The following is a 21,607-nucleotide window of genomic DNA, read 5'->3' as shown; positions in this document are numbered from 1 at the left end:
TGCGGTTGAAGTATCTTATCTCATTGTGGGGAATGTTAAGGCCGCGTTAACTTTTTGTTAACCATAGCTGCGCTAGACATGGTCAACGATTTCTTCACATAGATGACCAAAGTGCTAACAGACGCTCGCTCTATCCGCATCAAGGGCCGCTCTTTCCTCGCGGTCATGCTGTCCCCGGATCTTCCCATCGATGATTGGTTGATCAGGCTGGACGATCTGGCCGCGCGCTCGGCCGGCTTCTTCCTCGGACGGCCTGTCGTGCTCGACCTGACGGACCTGCAAATCGACCGGCCGCAGCTGAAGGACCTGATTGCCGAACTTGCCAAGCGCAATGTCAGCATCATGGGTATCGAAGGCGCACGGCCTTCCATGCTCGGCACGGGCATGCCCCCGGCGCTCAAAGGCGGCCGCTCGGCTTCCGACATCGAGGTTCAGGCGAATGAGCCTGTCGATCCGGTCGGGAAACAGGCAGCCGCCGAACCCCGTCCGGCGATGCAATCGATCGTCATCAGGGAGCCCGTGCGCTCGGGACAATCGGTGATCTTCCCGGAAGGCGACGTCACGGTCATCGGATCGGTCGCCTCCGGCGCGGAGGTCATTGCGGGAGGATCGGTCCATATCTACGGGGCGCTGCGCGGTCGCGCCATGGCAGGATCCATCGGCAACGCATCGGCGCGGATTTTCTGCCGCAAGCTCGAGGCCGAGCTGGTTGCAATCGACGGCATCTACAAAATGGCCGAGGACATGGCCTCCAATCTTCGCGGACAAGCTGTTCAGCTTTGGCTGGAAGACGACGCGATCATGGCAGAGAAACTGATCTGACGACAGCGCCGCGCGCTTTCATAAGATGCGCAAAGGACGTTGAAACACTTTGAATTGCGCCACGGCAAAGGAGAGAGACATGGGGAAAGTGATCGTCGTCACGTCAGGCAAGGGCGGGGTCGGAAAGACGACCTCGACCGCCGCATTGGGAGCGGCGCTGGCGCAACGCAATGAAAAAGTCGTCGTCGTCGATTTCGACGTCGGCTTGCGCAATCTCGACCTGATCATGGGCGCCGAGCGCAGGGTCGTCTACGACCTGATCAATGTCATCCAGGGCGACGCCAAGCTCACCCAGGCGCTCATCCGCGACAAACGGCTTGAGACGTTGTTCCTGCTGCCGGCCTCGCAAACGCGCGACAAGGATAATTTGACGGCCGAGGGCGTGGAGCGCGTCATCACTGACCTGAGGCGTTATTTCGACTGGATCATTTGCGACAGCCCCGCCGGGATCGAACGCGGCGCAACGCTTGCCATGCGCCATGCCGATGCTGCCGTTGTTGTCACCAACCCGGAAGTCTCGTCGGTACGCGATTCCGATCGCATCATCGGCCTGCTGGATTCCAAGACCGCCAAGGCCGAACGCGGCGAGCGGATGGAAAAGCACCTGCTTCTCACCCGCTACGACGCCAACCGCGCCGAGCGCGGCGACATGCTCAAGGTTGACGACGTCCTGGAGATCCTGTCCATCCCGCTGCTCGGCATCGTGCCCGAAAGCATGGATGTTCTGCGTGCATCGAACATCGGCGCGCCGGTCACGCTGGCAGACAGCCGCAGCGCGGCTGCGATGGCCTATTTCGATGCGGCCCGCCGGCTCGCCGGCGAGACCCTGCCGATGGCGATCCCTGAGGAAAAGCGGAATATTTTCGGCAAGATCTTCGGACGGAGGGCGGCATGAATATTTTCCGTCTTTTCAACAAGCAGAGAACCGCACCGGCCGCTCGCGAACGCCTGCAGGTGCTTCTTGCCCACGAGCGCTCTTCAGCCGGGTCGGACCTGGTCACGCTGCTGCGCGAGGAAATTCTCGCGGTAATCGCCAAGCATGTACAGCTCGACCACGACAAGGTGCAGGTGACGATCGATCGCAACGAATACGTCTCGACGCTCGAGATCGATGTCGAAATCCCGTTGAATGCAGCCGTGCAGGCCGCTTGAAAGAGGGCGCTGCCTGTTCAGACGACAGGCAGCGCTGACAATCACGACTTTCTGGCTTTTCGATTGGCGTAACGCAGGTCGCGTGCGGCCTTTCGGGCGGCTTCATCGGCAATCACGCGAGCGATCCGGTCTTTGTCGGCCGCTTCGCGCGCGTCGGCATCAGCACGTGCTTCGGCCTCGGCGGCCGCCTGACGTTCAGCTTCTGCGGCTTGAGCCCGCTCCAGTTCCTCACGCTTTACCCGCTCCCGCTCGGCGCGCCGTTCTTCCCGGGCTTCGGCGACGGCTTGACGCTCCGCCTGCTTTGCGATCCGCGTGGGTTCGGCCGTATCCTTGGCGGTACGAAACGCATTGAGGAGAGCCGCCTTGGCTTCGGCAGCGGCGCTGCGACGATCGGAAAGCTCGTTGTTTTTGGCGTGTTTCAAATCTGTTACCTGACTGTTTGACTGCGACACTAGAGCATGACGCCGAAACCGGTGGGGCTCTTCGGATGACCCTATGCTCTATTTCTCGATTTGGATCTGGACAGTATTATGCCAATCCGGCGTGTAATCATCTAGATCTTGAATCAAATTTTCTTTTTTCGCTTCACGGCAGGGCCGGCGGCCGCGCTCGCGCGATCCTGCAATTCCTTCGCTTCACGGGCTTCGCGCAGTCTCAAGGTCTTTTCCTCGCGGGCGCGAACGGTCTGATCGATCTCTTCCACCGCGCGGCTTCTCGCCAAGAATTGCGATTGTGCGTTTCCGAAAGCGATCTCCGCCTGTTGGCGTGATTTGCTGTGTGTATCTGACATATTCGTCCTGGATTTCATTTAAGCGCCGCGCGTCTTTTTAGCAAAGGACGGTGGAACGCTTGGAATTGCTGCGTCATTCCTTAAACCGATTCCGATTTAAGGAATGATGCAGTGTTCGCTCAGCGAACGCAACAAAAAGGCCAGGCAACTTGCCTGACCTCGCCGGTATCACGCTTTCAACAGTGCCAGTACATCCGTGGTCAAAGGAAAGCAGATATCAATTTAAGCAGCTTGAAGATTGCAAGCGGACATTTTGCCCGACTTGTTATCGCGCTCAAGCTCGTAACCGATCTTCTGGCCTTCGACGATCTCACGCATGCCGGCGCGCTCAACGGCCGAGATGTGAACGAAGGCGTCAGCGCCACCGTCGTCAGGCTGAATGAAGCCGAAGCCCTTGGTGGAATTGAACCATTTAACTGTGCCAGTGGTCATAACAAACCCTTTCATAGCAATTGACAGGCCGCACGTGCGAGATGCACGACGGATGATAATCTCGATTTTGAAGAGGGAAGTTCGTCCAGGGCACGTTGTCGGCGTGCGATAACAAAAGTCAAACAAGCAATATCGACTATCCGGATATAATCATTGAACTCGAATTTGTCAACTTTCAGTTCTTCGAAACTCGATATTCTCTAAATGGTTGTATCTCAGCGGCTTTACACATCACCGCAGAGCCGGCTCTTCCCCCGTGGTATCGGGCCGATATTAAGCAGCAGACGAGCCGCTGCCTAACTCGGAGGAATGATGATCAAAGTTTGATGCAGCTACCGTCCGGAAAACCGGATCTGTGGGATCGGCTCACCTTTCCGGATAGCCGCAGTTGCAGCGGCCATTCCCTCTGCGCCATCCCTGGTGTCGAGGATACCAGCGGTGACTTGGAGGGTAATGACGTCTGCGGCCGACACACCGCCCGACGACCAGGCCCGGATGAGCGAGCGCATCTTCCCGTAGGCAAGGGTCGGTCCGTTCGCGAGGCGCTGCAGGAGATCTTCCGTGACCTTCTCCAGTTCGGCGTCAGGAGCAAGGTGGGTTGCGACACCCAGATCCAACGCGGCCTTGCCGGATATCATCTCCGAGAGCAGGACCAGGCGCGTGGCGCGCGCACTGCCGACGCGATCGGCAAGTCGCTGCACTCCGCCGGTCATGGGAACTCCACCGACCATTCCCTCCGGGAAGAAAAGGTGTGCCGACTCTGCCGCCACGAGAAAATCGCATGCGAGAAGGAGTTCAAAACCACCGCCCAGCGCCATTCCGCTTACAGAGGCAACCGTCGGTATCGGCAATTCCTCAATCGCGCGCAACGAAGCCAAAACATCGGCGGCGAACGCTTCCAGGAATTTCGATCCCTTGCCTCCAATGTCACCTGGGTTATCTGCTATGGCGAAGCTGCCGGACGCGGAAGTCACATGAAGAACGCGGATGTCGCTTTCGTATGCCTGACGCACGCCAGCCCTCAGCGACGAGGGATAATCGGCTCCCGGCTCGCTGGCCGCGTCACCGAGCAAGATCAGCTTGCCCACCATACCATGCTGCTCGAAACGGAACGAACTCATGTCTTATCTCCTAATTTACTGACACTTATAGCCAGGCAGGCAGAACGCCTGCTACAAAACGGCTGGTACCGCACGCCGCGCTTGGCGTTGGCTATCGAGCCTATTATGTTACGTACATTACAGAATGGTGGTTGGCAATGGCCCGTCCTCGTACGTTCGAAGAAAGTGAAGTGCTGGATCGCGCGGCGGACGTGTTCAGCCGCCATGGCTATCACGGCTCAACCATGGTGGAGCTGACGGCCGCGATGGGCCTGAACTCACCCAGCATCTACGCCGCCTTTGGAAGCAAACGCGGGCTCTTCGACGCCGTTCTCAGGCGCTGCAGCGCTCGCGAGGACGAGCACTGGGCATGGGCGCTCGCCGCTCCGACGGCCGAAGGAGTCGTCAAACGCTTGCTGACGACCTCGCCGGAGCAGACGTCGAGCCGCGTTCTCGTCCATGCGGGTTTGGCGATGGGAGCGGAGAATGCAGACATCCCGCCTGCGCTGCTGCATCGCCGCCAATCAGCAGAGCTGAAACTACGAGACCGGTTCGAAGAAGCGAAGCGGGCGGGCGACCTCCCGGCAGAGGCTGATACCTCACGGTTGGCGAGCTACGTAACGGCGGTGCTCGGCGGTCTCGCCATGAAGGCCGCCGGCGGGGCACCGCACGGCGACCTGCGAGAGGCTGCCGAGCAGGCGGTAGCGGCGTGGCGGGCAATCAGTGACGTCGCAGCCGCTACAAACATTCGTACAGGGGGTTCGCCGCCGGCGGGGGAGCGAAGCCGCGACCCGCGAAGGTTTAGTGCAGATGCGGCACTCGATGCTGCCATGAAGCTCTTCTGGACCAGGGGTTTTACCGGCGCGTCGCTCAGTGATCTCACCGAGGCGATGGGGATCACCCGCCCAAGTCTCTATGCCGCGTTCGGCAACAAGGAAGCGCTCTTTTTCAAGGCTCTCGACCTCTACCAGTCTCTTCGGAAAGACTACATGACCGAGGCACTCCAGACCCCGACGGCGCGGGGCGTTTTCGAGGCACTCCTCAGGGGGGCACTACGCGACCAGTTGGACGAGGAACAACCGCGCGGCTGCCTGATGGTTCTTAACGCGATGCAGGGAGGTGACGAGGCGCAGGCGATCCGCATCGAGGTCCTCAGGCGCCAGGCCATCGGGCGCGACCTGCTCGCCGCAAGGTTTGAGCGGGCCAAACGCGAGGGCGACCTGTTGCCGACGGTCAATGTCGACGGACTCGTGCGCTTCGTCCAATCCTTGATGCACGGCATTCTCACGCAGGGAGGGGCCGGCGCAAGCCCAAGCGAGCTGGAGGCCCTCGTTGAGAGCAGCCTGACCATGTGGACCGCGTCGGCAGATTTATCGATCGGTAAAGATTAGGTATATCGAAGGGCTGTTGGTATCTTTACCGATCGGTATAAAGCCCTTAGGCGGACACATCATCGCTTTCCCAGGAACCAATCTGCGACACCACCGTCGAACGCATGCATTACGAGCGCGGTCGCGTCTTCTGCGGGTCGTAGTGCGAAAGCGGCACGATTGTCGCCGGCAGGCGTTTCTGGTGGCCGTCGAGCTTGCCGATTTCGACCTCGGTGCCGGGACTTGCATGCATGACGTCGATGCGGGCGAGCGCGATCGTCTTGCCGAGGATCGGCGAGCGGGTGGCACTGGTGACGACGCCGACCTGAGCCCGGCCGATATGGATGCAATCGCCATGGCCGACCGCCTCGTTGGCCTTGACGTCGAGGCCGACAAGCAGATGGCGCGGATGCTCCTTGCGCCGGATCAGCGCCTCGCGGCCGATGAAATCGTCCTGCTTGGATTTCAGCGGCACGGTGAAGCCGATGCCGGCCTCGAACGGGTCCGTCTGGTCGGTGAATTCGTGATGGGCAAAGATCAGACCTGCCTCGATGCGAACCATGTCGAGCGCCTCCAGCCCCATCGGCTTCAACCCGTGCGGCTGCCCTGCCTCCCAGACCGCGTCAAATACCGCCAGCGCATCCTTCGGATGACAGAAGATCTCGTAGCCAAGCTCGCCGGTGTAACCCGTGCGTGAGACGACGACGGGCGCGCCCTCGAAACCGCCGATGCGGCCGACAGTGAATCGGAACCATTCGAGCTCACCGATCGTCGGCTGGCGCGGCGCCGTCCAGATGATCTCCTTCAGGATATCGCGGCTCTTCGGCCCTTGCAGGGCGATATTGTGCATCTGGTCGGTCGAAGAGCGAACCCAGGCCTTGAAGCCTTTCTTTTCGGCCTGCTGACGCAGCCATATGCCACTGAAATCATCGCCGCCGATCCAGCGGAAATTCTTGTCGCCGAGGCGGAAGAGCGTGCCGTCATCGATCATGCCGCCGTTTTCGTAGCACATGGCGGAATAGACGACCTGACCTGTCGACAGTTTGCGCACGTCGCGTGTCAGGCAATATTGTAAGAGCTCCTCGGCATCCGGCCCAGTCACCTCGAACTTCCGCAGGGGCGAAAGGTCGATGACGGCGGCGCGCTCGCGGCAGGCCCAATATTCCTCGACCGGTCCCTCGGCGGAAAAGCGGTTCGGCAGCCAGTAGCCGCGATATTCGGTGTAATCGCGCGTCAGGGTCGAGAGGCGTGGATGGAAGGCGGTTTCGCGCGTCAGTTCGGCGTCGGCATCTGGGGTCATGCGATAGGCCACCGCTCGTGAGAATTTTTCTTTTCCGGAAAAGGTGCGGACATGGATATCCGTCGGATCCCAGCCGTTCGCCGCGTCGATATCGTCGGGGCAGGACGATGAGACGCAGACAAGATCGGTGAGCGCCCGCATCAGCACGTAATCGCCGGGGCGCGACCAGGGCTCGTCGAGATAGAGCTGGTTGTTGTGGTCGATATTGGTGTTGTAGAAATAGTTCAGCGCTTCCCAACCCTTGCGGCCGGCAATGCCGTAAGGCGCCAGCGCCGCGTTGAAATTGTCCGTGCAGTTGACGTGGCCAGGATAACCCATGTCGTCGTAGTAGCGCGAATTGCAGGCGGTCGCGAAAGCATCGTGGCGCCCGACCGTATCCTGGACGATTTCGACCAGCGGCTCGAAGTCCCGGTCGAAGGCCTTAGAGGGCAGGCCCGGCATAGGATAGCTGCGGCTGAGCAGTGTGCGGGTAACCGTCGAATCAAGCGCGAGATCGAGGCCCTTGTCGACCTTGCGGGCGGCGAAAGCTTGGAAATCGGTGCACTGGCGCCCATAAACATCGATGATCTGGATGAATTCGCCGGCACGCACGAAATAGGCCGCGGCGGTCGCCGCCCGGATGCGGATATCCTCGATGGGGTCGGCGGCCGGTTCCGGCAGGGCGGAGGGATAATCGCGGATCAGCAGGCTGCGCTTAATCCTGACCTCGATCGGCGTCGCCGTATCCTGCGCCTCCGGCGACATAGCGCCAGCCGGTGCCGCGACGATCAGCAGGCCCTTCATGGAAGTCGTGAAATCCGCCCGGCTGCCCGGGCTCGATCCCGCCCCGAAGATGCTGAGCGCTCCGGCCGCGGCAAGATCGGCGCCGCGCCGCTCAAGCGCTGCGCGGGTGCGGGCAGCACTCTCATCCTCCCCTTGGAGAATGGCCTTCAAACCTTCGGCTGAATTGCTGAATGCCGTTCCGAGACCCGCCGCCAGGAAGCGTCCCTTTTCGTTGAGGAAAGAGACCTCGCAAACCTGTCCGCCCTCGCTGTCGATGACAGTGACGCAGTCGCCCGGCTCGACACGCACCACGACCGATCCGCCGCCTTTTGCCCTGTAGCGCTCCGTTCCCTCCGGCAAGGTGGGAATGCCGGGATAACGCACGAGGCTCGCAGCCGCCGGCCGCAGGCCCGTCATAGCAGGATGAAGTTCTCGCATTCTGCCCTCATGGGAGGATCGGCATGCCCTCGGGCACCACCCATACAGGTTACAAAATGTCTCGCGAAAGTAAAGTCATGTTGACTAAAAAGAAAATATCTTCACTATGCATCAAGGGCTGAGACTCGGGAATCCGTCGGGAACACGGATCGCCAAAATCATCCGGGCGGGCTTGAGACTGTCAGGGAGACACGTTCAGGGAGACGTACAAAGATACGTCCGGAACAATCGAATGGGGAATTTCACTGATGACAGACGTTGTGGAGGCCGGGATTTCATCCGGCACCGAAGGTAAGCTTGTACGCGCGCTCGACTGGAAGGGCGCATTCTGGGTGGCTGCGGGCGTGCCGCCGCTCGTTCTTTTCTCCATCGGCGGCATTGCGGGCACGACGGGCAAGCTCGCCTTCCTCGTCTGGATCATTTCGATGGTGATGGGTTTCCTGCAATCCTTCACCTATGCCGAAATCGCCGGCATGTTCGCCAACAAATCCGGCGGTGCCTCGGTCTATGGCGCCACCGCCTGGCTGCGGTATTCGAAATTCATCGCGCCACTATCCGTCTGGTGCAACTGGTTTGCCTGGTCGCCCGTGCTGTCGCTCGGCTGCGCCATCGCCGCCGGTTATATCCTCAATTCATTCTTCCCCATCCCGGCGGCGGATTCGCAGATGGTCCTCGACTGGATCTCCGCGCATGCCGCTTCCATCACGGCCGATAGCCCCCGCGTCGCCGAATATATCGCGGCTCATGCCGGCACGACGCCGGATGACGCCGTCAAGGCGTTGCTCGGCACCGACGGCGTCGCCGCGCTGACGCCGTGGATCCGCAGCTGGTCGCTCGTCAGCTTCGGCATTCCCTTTCTTGCCACCGCCAACGTCAATGCTACCTTCTTCATCGGCGGCATCCTGATGCTGATCATCTTCGCGATCCAGCATCGCGGCATTTCGGAAACCGCCAGCGTGCAGAAGTGGCTGGCCATCATCGTGCTCGTGCCGCTGCTTATCATCGGCCTCTACCCCATTGTCAGCGGCCATATCCTTGCCGCCAACGTCACCGGCCTGGTGCCGCCGACGGCCGCCTATTCCGGCGCCGACGGCACCTGGAGCAATGGCGGCTGGACGCTCTTCCTCGGCGGACTCTATATCGCCGCCTGGTCGACCTATGGCTTCGAGACGGCCGTCTGCTACACCCGCGAGCTCAAGAATCCGAAGACCGACACCTTCAAGGCGATCTTCTATTCCGGCCTTGCCTGCTGCCTGTTCTTCTTCCTGGTGCCCTTCGCCTTCCAGGGCGTTCTCGGCCATGCAGGCATGCTCGCCCCCGGTATTGTCGACGGCACCGGCGTTGCCGAAGCGCTCGGCGGCCTGATCGGCGCCGGCCGGGTCGTCACCCAGTTGCTCGTCGTGTTGATGATCATGGCGCTCTTCCTCGCCATCATGACGGCGATGGCCGGTTCCTCGCGCACGCTCTACCAGGGCTCGAAGGACGGCTGGCTGCCGAAATATCTCGACCACGTCAACGAAAACGGCGCCCCGACACGGGCGATGTGGACCGATTTCGCCTTCAACCTCTTCCTTTTGGCCATCGCCTCGGATACCGGCGGCTACTTCTTCGTGCTCGCCGTGTCGAATGTCGGATACATCATCTTCAACTTCCTGAACCTCAATTCCGGTTGGATACACCGGATGGACTCCGGCCATATCGAACGCCCCTGGAAGGCGCCGACCTGGCTGATCGGTCTCAACACAGCGCTTGCCTTCGTCAATGCTCTGTTCCTCGGCGCCGGCGCCAAGGTCTGGGGTTATTCCAATGCGCTCTGGGTCGGCTTCATCTTCGCCGCCCTGATCCTGCCGGTCTTTGCCTATCGCCACTATGTGCGCGACGGCGGAAAATTCCCGGCAGGTGCGATGGAAGATCTCGGCCTCGTCGGCCAGGATCTTGGCGTCAAGAAGGCCGGCATGCTGCCCTATCTCGCGCTCGCCGCCGGTCTGGCGATCGTCCTGATCGCCAACGTGATCTTTCAGCTTCCGGCTTAAAGTGCCTCCCAAGCAAAAAAGCCGCCATGAAAAAACATGGCGGCTTTTTGCATTTGTGGGCGAAGCTTAGCGGCCGCCTTCGATCTTGCGGTGGCGCTGATTGATACCGCCCTTGCCGTAGGGGTAATCGAAAGGCTGAGGCGCGCTTACCTCATCCAATCTCGCCAGGTCATCGTCGGAGAGCTTGAGCTTCATGGCGCCAAGATTGTCGGCCAGTTGCTCCGGCGTGCGGGCGCCGAGGATGACCGAGGTGATCGCCGGCTGCGCCGCCGTCCAGCCGAGCGCCACCTGCGCCATGCTGACGCCATGCGCCCTGGCGATCTCCTCGACAACGCCGATAATCGCCCAGGTTCGCTCCATCGCATTGCGCGGCGCATAGGACTCACCGCCGCGATTGGGATTTTCGCCGAGGCGGGTGGCGCCAGTCGGCATCTCGTCGCGCTTGTACTTGCCGGTCAGCCAGCCGCCGCCGAGCGGCGACCAGGGCAACAGGCCCATGCCGGCATCCTGGCAGGCGGCGACGATTTCGAGTTCGATGTCGCGCACCAACAGGTTATATTGCGGCTGCAGCGTCACCGGGCGGGTATAACCCCGCGCCTTGGCGATTTCGGATGCCTTGGCGATATGCCAGCCGACATAGTTGGAGAAGCCGTAATAGCCGATCTTGCCTGATGATACCGCATCGTCGAGGAAGCGCAGCGTCTCTTCGATCGGCGTCAGCGCGTCCCAAGCATGCATCTGGTAGAGATCGATCTGCTCGAGGCCGAGGCGGCGGAGAGAATCGTCGAGCGCCTGACCGAGATGCCGGCGCGACAGGCCGATGTCATTCGGTCCGTTGCCCATCGGAAAACGTCCCTTGGTGGCGACGATCGCCTGGCGGGCTTCGGTCGGGCGGGCCTTCAGCCAGCGTCCGATGATCTCTTCCGACTTGCCGGCGCTATAGACATCGGCAGTATCGATGAAATTGCCGCCCCAGGCGAAATAATCGTCGAGCAGCTTGTGCGAGGCCGCCTCGTCGGCCTCCGCGCCGAAGGTCATGGTGCCGAGGCAATAGGCAGTGACGACGGTCCCGCTGGAACCGAGCTTGCGATAATCCATTTTTCCTCCTCATGCGGAGACCCACAGCCGACGTGCAAAACCGTCGGGGTAGAAGCCGGGGCTCCCGCAATCAATGTCAATATCGTGCTTGAGGCGGCCACTTGCCGCCGGATGACGTCTGGCGCCCTGGGCTCAATCTGGCGCAGGGGCGAGGGCAGCATAACCAATCCGACCGGTGCCACAAGTGGGAAAAAATATTCCCGCGGGCGCCACCGGCGACGGTTACGCTTTTCTCGAGAACGACCCGTCGATCAGATCGGCTGCAGCGACCCCGGTCTCATAGGCGCCGTGCGCCGTCGAGTAACGCGAGCGAGAACAGGCCTCGCCCGCAAAGAAGATCCGCTGGTCATGCGGTGCAGCGAGACGGCTGCGCAGATCGGAGGCGCCCGGCTCGGCATAGGAATAGGAGCCGCCAATATGGGGTGCAGCGGCCCAGGCCGACATTGCCGCCACCGACAATTCCTTGCGGATATCGGCGCCGAATGCTGCCGCCAGTTCATCCCCAGCGAAGGCAAAGGCGGCCTCTTTTCCCTCCCGCTCCAGATCATGCGCGAGGTCGCCGGCAAAATAGGCTTCGACGACGGCAGCGCCGAGTGGCCGGAGCTGATAGGTGCCGGTCGCGCCGCGGCTGATGGAGCCGAGCATATGGGTATCAGCCGGCAGCGCCTGCTGATTTGCGAGCCTGAGGAAGAGCTTGTCGGCGAGCCCGAGCGGCAACCGCGCCGCTGCCTCGATCTTCTCGGGCAAAGGCGGGTCGAAAACAATCTTGCCAGCGGCAAGCACATTCGTCGAAACCGTCACCAGCACCGCACGGGCACTGAGCCCACCCTGGTTCGTCTGAATGTCGATGCGGCCGGCATGGCGGTGATTTACGCGCGTCACTTCGACGCCGAGCCTCGTCGCAACCGGCCTGCCGTAACGGCAGATCAACGTCCCATAGCCCTGGCGCACCCGCCAATCGGGGCCAGGACCGGGGTCGTATCGGTTGTAGTCGAGGACCGACGAGCGTTCCAGCTCGGCGCCGGTGATATAGGTGCCGATCGCCCGGATCTGCCCGTTCCAGGAATTGCCGGGTTCGAGCATCTCGGCCAGATCGGTGTCATCGCCTTCATGGCTTTCAAGGCGTTCGAAATAGTCACCGATCGCCGCTCGCGCGGCGTGGGTCTCCGCATCGTCCCGCTGCAGCCGCCGGCCGCCGTTCCAGGGCGCCGGTGTATGGTCGACCGCCAGTCCGACCTCACCGGCGATCGCGGTCCAGGCGTTGGTCCGCGCCCCATGCAGCCAGCCGCAACCGAGATCGAGTGCGATATCGCCGGCTTCAGGCAGCCCGACGCTCCAGGCGCGGCCGCCGAGACGATCGCCCGCTTCAAGCAGCAGGATGGAAAGATCCGGGCGGATTGCCTGCAGGCGACGAGCAGCGGCAATGCCGGCGGCGCCAGCGCCGATGATGACGACATCCTTCTCGGCGCCCCTGCCGTTGTCACCAGGCATGCATTCTCCTCCCGCCGCTCACCGCTCAGCTAAGCCTCCGTGTCCCCGAAACGCAAGGGTGTATAGCGCCGCGCGCGATGGATTAAACTGCGTCTCCATGACATATAGATCCGATGAGCGTGAACAGAGATTCGCAACTCGACATGTTTGCCAAGGCATCGCCCGCGGTGGTCCAGCTACGCGACCCGTCGCGCCGGCGGCTATCGCAGCCGGCCGCCTATTCCGACGAAGAGATGGCGCGGGCGCTTGAAGAGAGCGGCAACTACCGCATCCTCAGGAAACTGACTGCCCGGCCGGTCGCAGCCGCCAGACGGCCGGAGTTTTCGCGGCTCGGCGTCATTCTCGATACGGAGACCACAGGTCTCAATCACCGCAGCGACGAGATCATCGAAATCGGCGCCGTCGCTTTCACATTCGACGACGGCGGTGCGATCGGCGACATCGTCGGCATCTATGGCGGCCTGCAACAGCCATCGCGGCCGATACCGCCGGAAATTACCCGGTTGACCGGCATCACCGATGCGATGGTCGAAGGCCAGGTCATCGATATAAGATCGCTAAGCGATCTGATCGAGCCGGCGGATCTGATCATCGCCCACAATGCCGGGTTCGACCGGCCGTTCTGCGAAGCCTTCTCGAAGGTTTTCGCCGGCAAGGCCTGGGCCTGCTCGGTTTCGGAAATCGACTGGAGCGCCCGCGGTTTCGAAGGCACCAAGCTCGGCTATCTCGTCGGCCAGGCCGGTTATTTCCATGACGGCCATCGTGCCGTGGACGACTGCCACGCGCTGCTGGAAATCCTCGATCGGGAACAAGGCGACGGCGAAAGCCCGTTCGCGGAGCTTTACAGCGCCAGCCAGTGCTGCCGCATCCGTCTCTTTGCCGAACACAGCCCGTTCGAGATGAAGGACCATCTGAAGGCGAGGGGTTATCGCTGGTCTGATGGAAGCGACGGCCGCCTGAAGTCCTGGTGGATCGAAGTCGGCGAAGACGATCTCGGCGACGAACTGTCCTATCTGCGCTCGGAAATTTACCGATGGAAAGAGGCGGAGCCGCCGATCGTCCGGCTGACGGCCTTCGATCGTTTCAAATCTTGAGCAGAAACAACTCCCAAATCTGACGACCCATGCAAGCGTCGCATAGGTGCAGTGATGCATTGGCGCTGCAACAATCGATCGGCTCGTATTATATACAAGTCATCGAAGCGAACGAAGCGCCAAGGACTGGCAGCTAGGCTTCGAAAGCCCATCGAAAGGGGATCATCATGAACGTAGCACGCTCTTTCAATAACTGGCGCAAGTACCGTCAGACGGTCGCTGAACTGGGCCGTATGTCCACGCGCGAACTGAACGACCTCGGCATCGGCCGCAGCGACATCAGCAACATCGCTCGCGCTGCCATCGCCCGCTAACGGCCCGCAGACTAAGCATTATCGACACTTGGCCAGCGCCTGCTTTCTCTAGAAGCGGGCGCTTTGCTTTTGGGCTCCCGGTTGATGGAACCACGGCGAGGGAGCCGCCCGCTTTTCGCATAGCGCATAGCTGCCTTGCAAAAAAATGCCTACCAACTAAGCACGAAATAAGTATGATTATTTCTATCGAAGCGATGCACCTCCTCCCGCATCCCTTCGACATGCGGGCGCCCCATCCTCCTCCCAGGGTCGTCTGCGGGAACGGCAGCACTCCTCCTCCCAGCTGTCGTTCGGTTTTTTTTCGAAAGCCTGCCGCACCTCCTCCCGCGGCAGGCTTTTTCGTTTTTGGCCGATCGCGCCAAAACCGCCGCTCGCGATCCGTCGCCCGGCATTGGTGACTTTTTCCTGCTTATCGCTGATTTTACTTCCGATTCCTGCGGCCACCGCCCACTGCGAGCCGGTGCTGCAGAAACATATTGACTTCGAATTTGTCGTACAACTATGTAACCATTCGGTTCATTGCGGAGTGAAACGGCCGCCGAGCTGATCCGGCTCTCGCGGGAGCAACGACGCTTGACGACAACGAAACTGAAGGAATTTTGACATGCAGATCGACGTGAGGCACGCCTCCCATCCCGAGGCCGTGCGCGAATACGACACGGAGACGCTGCGGCGTCACTTTCTGGTGGAAACCGTCTTTGCGGGCGGCGAGATCCGGCTGACTTATTCCCACTACGACCGCATGGTCATCGGCGGCGCGACGCCGCTGGCCGATGGACTGGCGCTGACGGCGCCGACGGCGATCGGCCAGGAAACCTTCCTAGCCGAGCGCGAACTCGGCGCGCTCAACATCGGCGGCGCCGGCCGCATCGTCGTCGACGGCACCCGCTACGATCTTGCCAAGTATGATTGCCTCTATGCCGGTAAGGGCGCCAAGGACGTCCGGTTCGAGAGCGCGGATGCCGCCAATCCGGCAAAGTTCTATCTGGTCTCGACGCCGGCACATCAAGCGCACCCGACGGTGCTGCTCACCCGCGAGAAAGCCCGCCACCTGACGCCCGGCGACGCGGCAACGGCCAACAAGCGATCGATCTACCAGTTCATCCATCCTGAGGTTTGCCAGTCCTGCCAACTGACCCTCGGCTTCACCATGATCGAGCCGGGCAGCGTCTGGAACACCATGCCGGCCCATACGCATGACCGCCGCATGGAGGCCTATCTCTATTTCGATCTCGACGCCGAGCAGCGCGTCTTCCACTTCATGGGCGAGCCGCAGCAGACCCGGCATATGCTTGTCGCCAACGAACAGGCGGTCATCTCGCCGCCGTGGTCGATCCATTCCGGCGCCGGCACCAAGAATTACAGCTTCATCTGGGCAATGGCCGGCGACAACAAGAGCTTCACCGACATGGACCATATCGCCATTGCGGATCTGAGGTGATCGTGGTGGCGAACCCCTTCGACCTTTCCGGCAGGACTGCCGTCGTCACCGGCGCCAATACCGGCATCGGCCAAGCCATCGCGGCAGCGCTGGCCGAGGCCGGCGCCTCGATCGTCGCCGTCGGGCGCTCCTCGATGGACGAAACCGAGGCGCTGGTGAAGCAGGCGGGAAGCCGCTTCCATGTCGTCAAGGCCGATCTAGGCACGATCGAACCAGTCAAGGGGATCGTCGCTGAGACCATCCAGACCTTTGGCGGCCTCGACATCCTCGTCAACAATGCCGGCATCATCCGCCGCGCCGATGCGCTCGACTTCACCGAGGAAGACTGGGACGCGGTGATCGACGTCAACCTGAAGACCGCCTTTTTCCTGTCGCAGGCGGCCGGTCGCCATATGGTCGACAAGGGCAGAGGCAAGATCATCAACATCGCCTCGCTGCTCTCCTTCCAGGGCGGCATCCGCATCCCCTCCTATACCGCCTCGAAAAGCGGTCTTGCCGGCCTGACCAAGCTGCTCGCCTGCGAATGGGCCGGCAAGGGCGTCAACGTCAACGCCATCGCGCCCGGTTATTTCGTCACCAACAACACCACGGCGCTGCGCGAGGATGCCGACCGCAATTCCGCCATCCTTGCCCGCATTCCGGCCGGGCGCTGGGGAACGCCGGATGAACTCGGCGGTGCCGCGGTGTTCCTGGCATCGTCGGCCTCCGATTACGTGCACGGCACGGTGCTGCCTGTCGACGGCGGGTGGCTGGCACGTTGAGCGGTGATCCGCATCATCCGGAGCTGCCGTGACTTACGTCGTTTTGCCTTTCCTGCCGGCATGCGTTAGCAAAAGGAAATGAGGCTGGCGCAGCCGCATCGGGGGCAGGATCGACACAAGATGACGGATAGGGACAACGCGGTTACCACCACTCGGCAGCCGCCGAACCTGCGCAGCGGCCTTGCCGATACGCTGATGGCACAGATCGAATCCGGCGATCTGAAGCCCGGCCAGCGCCTGCCGACCGAACAGGCGATCATGAGGACGACCGGCGTCAGCCGGACGATCGTCCGCGAGGCGCTCGCCACCCTGCGCGCCAAGGGCCTGATCACCACGCGGCAAGGGCTTGGGGCGTTCGTCGCGAACGATCCGACCCCCAGATCCTTCTCGATCATTCCCAACGACCTGCAGTCGATCGACGAGGTTCTGCACGTGCTGGAGCTGCGCATGGGGGTCGAATACGAAGCCGCCGGTCTTGCCGCGCTGCGGCGCACGCCTGAGGATCTCGACCGCATGCAGGATCGGCTCGATGCGCTCGACAAGGCGCTGGAGGAGGGCGGATACGGGGCGCAGGAAGACTACGCCTTTCACAGGTCCATTCTGGTCGCGACGCAGAACTCCTATTACGGCCGCCTCTTCGATACGTTCGGCGACCTCATGGTGCCGCGGCAATGGGCACGCTTGGACAAAATGACGGCGGCCGAGCGCAAGCGCCATGCGGCGCGCATGCGCCGGGAACACCATGCCATATTCGCGGCGATCCGCGACGGCGAAGAGGCCGCCGCCCGCCGCGCCATTCGAACCCACCTCTCGAAGAGTGCCGCCCGCTTCGAAGAACTGCGCGACGCCAGCACTTCGTCGTGAATATTACGCGTCGGGCTTCGGCTTCATTAGCCGCCGCCAAGCGGCATGATCCGTCCGCAACTCGACGGAGGCGTGAACCTCAGGCAACAGCGGTTTGCGTCTGCGCCGGCCGAAGCGCCGTTTGAAGCCGAGGATATTTTCGACAACGCTCCTGGTGTAGAGCCCGGGGCCGCTTGAATAGATCCGCCACCCGCCGTCGACGGCTATCTCTCCCGCCTTGACGCGCTCCCATTCGGCCGCGGCCTGATAACGGTCATGAAAGGCCGCATCGCTGCTGCTGAAATAGCTGTTGCGCTGGCGCAGCGAAGCATGCGGCAGCACTGTCGTGACCGAGATCGGGTTGACGACTGAAATCGCCTTCCAGAGTTCGTCGGCTTCGGCGTCCAGCGCCAGCGTTTCGCAATAGCGCAGATGCGCATGCACATACATCAGCCCGATCTCGCGACCGACGAAGGAGGAGGATTCGGCGCGGCGAAACAGCGTCTCCGGTCCGCCGGCATAGGTCGCGGGTTTCTCCATCAGCCGCACGCCGTCGGGGAAGCGCAGATGCTTGTCGATCAGCTTCATATGAGCGCGTCGCTGATCGGGTGTGAACAGGCCGCCGAGCATTGCCTGCGTCATCGAGATAAGCGAGTAGGACAGGCCGGTGCGCTTATCGCTCGGGTGCAGCAGCAATTCGACGCCGTCATGGGCGGGATCGAAGATGCCGTAGCCGGCAACGATGCCATCCCGCATCAGATGACGGTTGAAATCCCGGCGCATCGCCGTTGCTACCTTCCTCAACCCCTTGGCCTCGACGCCGTGGCCGAGTCGGCGCAGGATTGCGGAGTAACGGACAATCTGCTCGTAGAGCAGGGCAACGGTCCAACTGCTGACCATCCAGTCGCGCAGATGTGGATCGGCCGGCTGCAGGGAATCGTTCCAGTCTCCCTCGCCATAGCGGATCAGATGCGTGCCGGGGATGAAAGCTTCGCGGACGGTGTCGAGCAGTTTCTCGACATGGATCGCGATAGTGTCGGTTTGGGCCGCCCTCTGCATGGTTTTTTCATCGCGCCAGGAGAGCTTCTCGTCAAGGATGGCGAGATCACCCGTCGCTTCGATATAGTCGCAGAGCGCCTTCAGCGGCCAGACGACGATATCGCCGTGGCTGTCGCCCGCCCTGATGTTGGCATAGGGCTCCAGCATGAACCACTGCGGCCAGTCGCCCTTCTCAAGGTATTGTTCGCTGAAAACGGTCTTTAGCACCTCCTTGGCTTCGCGATCATGCTCATAGGCAAGCAGGAACTCGATCGGCCCCTGGCAGGCGTCGCGTGTGCCCCAGGCCGCACCGGTATATTGCTCGAGGCCGTGCGGCACGCTCACATGCACGATGGCATCATGCGCGAGCCAGGGCAGCAGGGTCGTCTGCGCGGCAAGGTCCGGCGAAGGGCTGCCGATCGCGAGACCGCGCACGGCGTTCCGCCAGAATTTCGAGGCCGGCGCAAGCATGGCTGCATCGGTGACGCCGGCCGCATAACGCTCTGCCAGCCGCTCGGCTTCTTCGGCATCGGTCATCGAGCCGACGACGGCGAATGAGAGGCTCTGCGTCGGCCGGGAGCGCAGGGCGACAAAGGCGCCGTTGCGTGCAAGGCCATCGGTATAGAGCAGTTCGTCGCCGCCGATCTCCTCGATGGCATCGGGCGTCGAACTGACCAGCCAATAGCCGGCCTCGGGATAACGCTCGCCCCAGAGCCAGGCCGGGTCCGGCCGGAACGAGATGCGTTTGCGGGCGGCATCGACGTTGATCTGCCCGCCCGCGTCATATTCGCGCTCGCCGAGGACGACATGACCGAACACCAGGAAGCGGCACGGCTTGCCCTCGACGGAGACGGTCCACTGCATCGCCGCATCTTCGCCGGAGGCGACCGCCGCAACGGTGATCGTGCGCTCGGCGCACTGATAGATCCAGCGGCAGTCGCTCAGCCCCATTTCGAAGGCCGACGGCACAGCGAGCAGCTGCCAGCCTGCGCCAAGATCCGCCATGATGCGCAGCCCGCTGGCGCGCGTCAGGTTATAGGGGTCGCGGGATACGGAAAAGAGCTTGTGGAAAGAGGTATTGCCGATCGTCAGCTGCGCGGCGAAAATACCCTGCATCCAGCAAGTGGCGGCAAGGGTTGAATCGTCGAGCAGCATATTCTGGCCGCTTCTGACGATCGCGCCGTGACGGCGCGCCACCAGAAGTTCCTTCTCGCGCAGGACGACGTGACGATTGAGGGCGCCGTCCGGCACGAAGAACGACAGCAGCTTCCCGCCGGCGCGCTCTTCCAGGCTCCGCTCGCGATAGAGGCGGCCGATCGCCTTTTTGTCGAGCGGCTCGACCTCCAACAGGGGTGCGTCCTGCAGCAGGCTGCGGACCGGTGTCACGCCTTCGAGGCCGCCGGCGGCACTCTCGGCAGCCGCAAGCCCATCGAGCCGCGCCAGATCGGCATCGCTCGACGCCTCAGGATGATCGGCGGCAAACACCGCAAAGAAAGTCACGGCCGCACCGCTTGCGGAAATGGCGAGCGGTTTCGACTGAATGGCCGGGCAGGCCGTTTCCTGCTGCCGCCGTTCGCTCGGCAGGCTGGCGCCGAAAGGGCCGACCAGGAGGTCGCCGAGGCGGCCTTTCGCCTGCACCAGCTGGATCGCATCCGTGGCATAGGCCGCCGCGCCGTCGAGGCAGCCCTGGGCGAACCAGGGATTGCGGGCGCCACCCTGTTTGAGATTTTGCCGGTTCATCACGACAGGACCGAATGTCTGATGATCGGCGATATGGTGATCGATATATTGCGAGGCATAGGCTTCGCTGTTCATCAGGAAGCCGCGATCGCCAAGGCCGACATCCTGGATCAGCACCAAATCCGCCGGCAGCGTTTTCGCCTTCAGATGCTGGAGGGAGGCGCGCCAGAACCATGCCGTTTCGGAGGGATGAAGCTCGAGACGGACGTCATAGGCGATATCGCCTGTCTTGCCGCTCCAGGAGAAGCTCGTCGCATCGTATCCGAAGCTGCCATCGGCATGCGGCCCGACAATCTCGACGACATCGGGCGCAGCGCCGCCGATGCGCAGATAAAGCCGGCCGATGCCGCCGCTGAGCGGCGAGCCCTGGATCTGGTTGATCTGCACCGACCCCTTGTCGTCGGCATACTCGATGGCAAACAGCGTCCCGTTCGGCAGCGCCAATATCGACAGGCCGGAGCCGTTGCTGATCGTAAAGAGGCCGAGATCTTCGCGTCGGGGCATTTGAAAACTGCGGGTAGGGTCCGGGGACATTGGGCTCTCGTCGATTGGCATCAGAAGGGAATCGAAGGATGACGCAAAATGATTGTAGGAAATCTTACCGGCGATCCGCCGATCGGCAACCTGTCACAGGTACGAACTCACATTGGAGCGAAACAAACACTGGTCTAAAGCGAAGCAGATAGGCAATGGGGTTCCGTCTGCCAATCGCACTACATTTATCGCTGCGATCACATAGGCGCGGGTTTTAAGCTGAAATAACCCCAATCAAGCGCACGATAAAGGTGTTTCAGCTGTCGCACATGCCCGCGTGTTGACCGCGACCGACGAAGCGCCAGCAGGAAAGCCCATGACGGCCTGCCGCCGTTGACCTCCCTGGTCAGCGGCGGACGCGGTAGCGGATGTGCGTGGCCTCGGGTGTATTGATCACCCGAACGATCTCCAACTCGACGCGCGATGGTAAGACTTCGAACATTCGGCGGCCACATCCGAACAAGACTGGAACCTGGTGTATTTGCAGTTCGTCGAGCACGCCAGCTTCCAACGCCCGTTGCGCCGTATACGCGCCAAGCATCAACACGTCCCGGTCCCCGGCGGCGGCCTTCGCCTGCGCCATTGCGCTCGCGATCCCGTCGCTTACGTATTTGACCAACGGATAATTCGCGACGGATGGCCCGGGCGGCCTGTGACTGGGTACGAAGATCGCGACACCGTGATTGTCACCGCCCCAGTGATCGACCTGCTCCACGGTTCGCCGACCCGCCAGAATCGCACCTGGCGCGTTCCACTCGTCCCACAATTGTCCGACCGGTCCGGTCGGTCGGGAAAAATCCCCGTACCACTCGTGCAACCGCATAAAGTCGTCGCCGCCGGGATTGCCCACTTCATCGTTGGGGCCCGCGATATACCCGTCCAGTGACATGGACATGAAGAGCACTGATGTAGACACTTTTATCTCCTGTGGTCTTTTCCAAACTGGGGCGGTGGGAATTTCGCCCTGCGGGTGGGCTATTGATGCAAAAGCTCGTTCAGGCAAACGGAGAGTGCGGGCGGACGGTCTTGATGTTCCCAAGGACGCTCGAGCGAC

19 protein-coding genes are annotated in these 21,607 nt (G+C 61.8%); 10 read left to right on the top strand and 9 right to left on the bottom strand.

All coding sequences use genetic code 11. The features are described 5' to 3' along the window. Nucleotides 1–102: 102 nt before the first annotated feature. From minC to minE, 3 genes are all read left to right on the top strand, one after another. Complete coding sequence (gene minC, locus HJB82_RS29810) at nucleotides 103–822, top strand: septum site-determining protein MinC (RefSeq protein WP_207585320.1); 720 nt, start codon at nucleotides 103–105, stop codon at nucleotides 820–822. Between the two features lie 79 nt (nucleotides 823–901). Beyond that, nucleotides 902–1,717, top strand: coding sequence for a septum site-determining protein MinD (gene minD, locus HJB82_RS29805; protein WP_207585319.1), 816 nt, complete (start codon nucleotides 902–904; stop codon nucleotides 1,715–1,717). Next, the gene (gene minE / locus HJB82_RS29800; RefSeq protein WP_003548116.1) at nucleotides 1,714–1,974 is read left to right on the top strand and encodes a cell division topological specificity factor MinE; all 261 of its coding nucleotides are present in this window, start codon (nucleotides 1,714–1,716) and stop codon (nucleotides 1,972–1,974) included. The genes minD and minE overlap by 4 nt, the downstream gene beginning before the upstream one ends. A 41-nt stretch (nucleotides 1,975–2,015) precedes the next feature. Here the strand turns inward: minE and HJB82_RS29795 are convergent, their stop codons facing one another. The 4 genes from HJB82_RS29795 to HJB82_RS29780 all read right to left on the bottom strand — a co-directional run bounded on the left by HJB82_RS29795 (nucleotide 2,016) and on the right by HJB82_RS29780 (nucleotide 4,317). Further along, nucleotides 2,016–2,396, bottom strand: a complete 381-nt coding sequence (locus HJB82_RS29795; RefSeq protein ID WP_207585636.1) for a DUF6481 family protein — start codon at nucleotides 2,394–2,396, stop codon at nucleotides 2,016–2,018. A gap of 143 nt (nucleotides 2,397–2,539) precedes the next feature. Continuing rightward, nucleotides 2,540–2,764: a hypothetical protein gene (locus HJB82_RS29790; protein ID WP_207585635.1), complete on the bottom strand. Its 225-nt coding sequence runs from the start codon at nucleotides 2,762–2,764 to the stop codon at nucleotides 2,540–2,542. A gap of 222 nt (nucleotides 2,765–2,986) precedes the next feature. Next, nucleotides 2,987–3,196 carry a cold-shock protein gene (locus HJB82_RS29785; protein ID WP_003548109.1) on the bottom strand — a complete coding sequence of 70 codons (210 nt, stop codon included), beginning with the start codon at nucleotides 3,194–3,196 and terminating at the stop codon, nucleotides 2,987–2,989. A 332-nt stretch (nucleotides 3,197–3,528) separates the two neighbouring features. Beyond that, nucleotides 3,529–4,317, bottom strand: coding sequence for an enoyl-CoA hydratase/isomerase family protein (locus HJB82_RS29780; RefSeq protein ID WP_221117758.1), 789 nt, complete (start codon nucleotides 4,315–4,317; stop codon nucleotides 3,529–3,531). Between the two features lie 137 nt (nucleotides 4,318–4,454). Between HJB82_RS29780 and HJB82_RS29775 the strand changes: the two genes are divergently transcribed. Next, on the top strand, nucleotides 4,455–5,687 hold the full coding sequence (locus tag HJB82_RS29775; RefSeq protein ID WP_221142288.1) for a TetR/AcrR family transcriptional regulator: 1,233 nt from the start codon (nucleotides 4,455–4,457) through the stop codon (nucleotides 5,685–5,687). Between the two features lie 109 nt (nucleotides 5,688–5,796). Here HJB82_RS29775 and HJB82_RS29770 read toward each other — a convergent pair whose 3' ends face one another. After that, nucleotides 5,797–8,166, bottom strand: coding sequence for a DUF1989 domain-containing protein (locus HJB82_RS29770; protein WP_221142287.1), 2,370 nt, complete (start codon nucleotides 8,164–8,166; stop codon nucleotides 5,797–5,799). A 248-nt stretch (nucleotides 8,167–8,414) separates the two neighbouring features. Here HJB82_RS29770 and HJB82_RS29765 point away from each other — a divergent pair, with 248 nt between their 5' ends. After that, nucleotides 8,415–10,199: an APC family permease gene (locus HJB82_RS29765; protein WP_221131941.1), complete on the top strand. Its 1,785-nt coding sequence runs from the start codon at nucleotides 8,415–8,417 to the stop codon at nucleotides 10,197–10,199. A 66-nt stretch (nucleotides 10,200–10,265) separates the two neighbouring features. Here HJB82_RS29765 and HJB82_RS29760 read toward each other — a convergent pair whose 3' ends face one another. Further along, on the bottom strand, nucleotides 10,266–11,297 hold the full coding sequence (locus tag HJB82_RS29760) for an aldo/keto reductase (RefSeq protein ID WP_207585314.1): 1,032 nt from the start codon (nucleotides 11,295–11,297) through the stop codon (nucleotides 10,266–10,268). Between the two features lie 222 nt (nucleotides 11,298–11,519). Further along, nucleotides 11,520–12,788: an NAD(P)/FAD-dependent oxidoreductase gene (locus tag HJB82_RS29755; RefSeq protein ID WP_207585313.1), complete on the bottom strand. Its 1,269-nt coding sequence runs from the start codon at nucleotides 12,786–12,788 to the stop codon at nucleotides 11,520–11,522. Between the two features lie 113 nt (nucleotides 12,789–12,901). On the opposite strand from HJB82_RS29755, the gene HJB82_RS29750 reads away from it, so the two are divergent. The 5 genes from HJB82_RS29750 (at nucleotide 12,902) to HJB82_RS29730 (ending at nucleotide 17,262) form a co-directional block, all read left to right on the top strand. After that, complete coding sequence (locus HJB82_RS29750; RefSeq protein ID WP_207585312.1) at nucleotides 12,902–13,882, top strand: 3'-5' exonuclease; 981 nt, start codon at nucleotides 12,902–12,904, stop codon at nucleotides 13,880–13,882. A 167-nt stretch (nucleotides 13,883–14,049) separates the two neighbouring features. Further along, the gene (locus HJB82_RS29745) at nucleotides 14,050–14,196 is read left to right on the top strand and encodes a DUF1127 domain-containing protein (RefSeq protein WP_207585311.1); all 147 of its coding nucleotides are present in this window, start codon (nucleotides 14,050–14,052) and stop codon (nucleotides 14,194–14,196) included. A 604-nt stretch (nucleotides 14,197–14,800) separates the two neighbouring features. Then, the gene (gene kduI / locus HJB82_RS29740; RefSeq protein WP_221142286.1) at nucleotides 14,801–15,637 is read left to right on the top strand and encodes a 5-dehydro-4-deoxy-D-glucuronate isomerase; all 837 of its coding nucleotides are present in this window, start codon (nucleotides 14,801–14,803) and stop codon (nucleotides 15,635–15,637) included. Beyond that, entirely contained in the window at nucleotides 15,634–16,398 is a 765-nt protein-coding gene (gene kduD, locus HJB82_RS29735; RefSeq protein ID WP_281438271.1) for a 2-dehydro-3-deoxy-D-gluconate 5-dehydrogenase KduD, read from the top strand. The genes kduI and kduD overlap by 4 nt, the downstream gene beginning before the upstream one ends. Nucleotides 16,399–16,518: 120 nt before the next feature. Beyond that, nucleotides 16,519–17,262 carry a FadR/GntR family transcriptional regulator gene (locus tag HJB82_RS29730; RefSeq protein WP_207585308.1) on the top strand — a complete coding sequence of 248 codons (744 nt, stop codon included), beginning with the start codon at nucleotides 16,519–16,521 and terminating at the stop codon, nucleotides 17,260–17,262. A 3-nt stretch (nucleotides 17,263–17,265) separates the two neighbouring features. Here HJB82_RS29730 and HJB82_RS29725 read toward each other — a convergent pair whose 3' ends face one another. Both HJB82_RS29725 and HJB82_RS29720 read right to left on the bottom strand, forming a co-directional pair. Continuing rightward, on the bottom strand, nucleotides 17,266–20,553 hold the full coding sequence (locus HJB82_RS29725; protein WP_221142285.1) for a GH36-type glycosyl hydrolase domain-containing protein: 3,288 nt from the start codon (nucleotides 20,551–20,553) through the stop codon (nucleotides 17,266–17,268). Nucleotides 20,554–20,899: 346 nt separating this feature from the next. Next, on the bottom strand, nucleotides 20,900–21,457 hold the full coding sequence (locus HJB82_RS29720) for a dihydrofolate reductase family protein (protein ID WP_221142292.1): 558 nt from the start codon (nucleotides 21,455–21,457) through the stop codon (nucleotides 20,900–20,902). Nucleotides 21,458–21,607 lie beyond the last annotated feature (150 nt).

Source organism: Rhizobium sp. NZLR10 (assembly GCF_019685125.1).
Classification (GTDB): domain Bacteria; phylum Pseudomonadota; class Alphaproteobacteria; order Rhizobiales; family Rhizobiaceae; genus Rhizobium.
This window is presented reverse-complemented; position numbering and strand designations above follow the sequence as displayed.

Excerpts from the sequence above, each read along its gene's own strand:
- minC (WP_207585320.1), top strand. The coding sequence starts at position 103 with ATGACCAAAGTGCTAACAGACGCTCGCTCTATCCGCATCAAGGGCCGC.
- minD (WP_207585319.1), top strand. The coding sequence starts at position 902 with ATGGGGAAAGTGATCGTCGTCACGTCAGGCAAGGGCGGGGTCGGAAAG.
- minE (WP_003548116.1), top strand. The coding sequence starts at position 1,714 with ATGAATATTTTCCGTCTTTTCAACAAGCAGAGAACCGCACCGGCCGCT.
- HJB82_RS29790 (WP_207585635.1), bottom strand. The coding sequence starts at position 2,764 with ATGTCAGATACACACAGCAAATCACGCCAACAGGCGGAGATCGCTTTC.
- HJB82_RS29785 (WP_003548109.1), bottom strand. The coding sequence starts at position 3,196 with ATGACCACTGGCACAGTTAAATGGTTCAATTCCACCAAGGGCTTCGGC.
- HJB82_RS29780 (WP_221117758.1), bottom strand. The coding sequence starts at position 4,317 with ATGAGTTCGTTCCGTTTCGAGCAGCATGGTATGGTGGGCAAGCTGATC.
- HJB82_RS29775 (WP_221142288.1), top strand. The coding sequence starts at position 4,455 with ATGGCCCGTCCTCGTACGTTCGAAGAAAGTGAAGTGCTGGATCGCGCG.
- HJB82_RS29770 (WP_221142287.1), bottom strand. The coding sequence starts at position 8,166 with ATGCGAGAACTTCATCCTGCTATGACGGGCCTGCGGCCGGCGGCTGCG.
- HJB82_RS29765 (WP_221131941.1), top strand. The coding sequence starts at position 8,415 with ATGACAGACGTTGTGGAGGCCGGGATTTCATCCGGCACCGAAGGTAAG.
- HJB82_RS29760 (WP_207585314.1), bottom strand. The coding sequence starts at position 11,297 with ATGGATTATCGCAAGCTCGGTTCCAGCGGGACCGTCGTCACTGCCTAT.
- HJB82_RS29755 (WP_207585313.1), bottom strand. The coding sequence starts at position 12,788 with ATGCCTGGTGACAACGGCAGGGGCGCCGAGAAGGATGTCGTCATCATC.
- HJB82_RS29750 (WP_207585312.1), top strand. The coding sequence starts at position 12,902 with ATGAGCGTGAACAGAGATTCGCAACTCGACATGTTTGCCAAGGCATCG.
- HJB82_RS29745 (WP_207585311.1), top strand. The coding sequence starts at position 14,050 with ATGAACGTAGCACGCTCTTTCAATAACTGGCGCAAGTACCGTCAGACG.
- kduI (WP_221142286.1), top strand. The coding sequence starts at position 14,801 with ATGCAGATCGACGTGAGGCACGCCTCCCATCCCGAGGCCGTGCGCGAA.
- HJB82_RS29730 (WP_207585308.1), top strand. The coding sequence starts at position 16,519 with ATGACGGATAGGGACAACGCGGTTACCACCACTCGGCAGCCGCCGAAC.
- HJB82_RS29725 (WP_221142285.1), bottom strand. The coding sequence starts at position 20,553 with ATGTCCCCGGACCCTACCCGCAGTTTTCAAATGCCCCGACGCGAAGAT.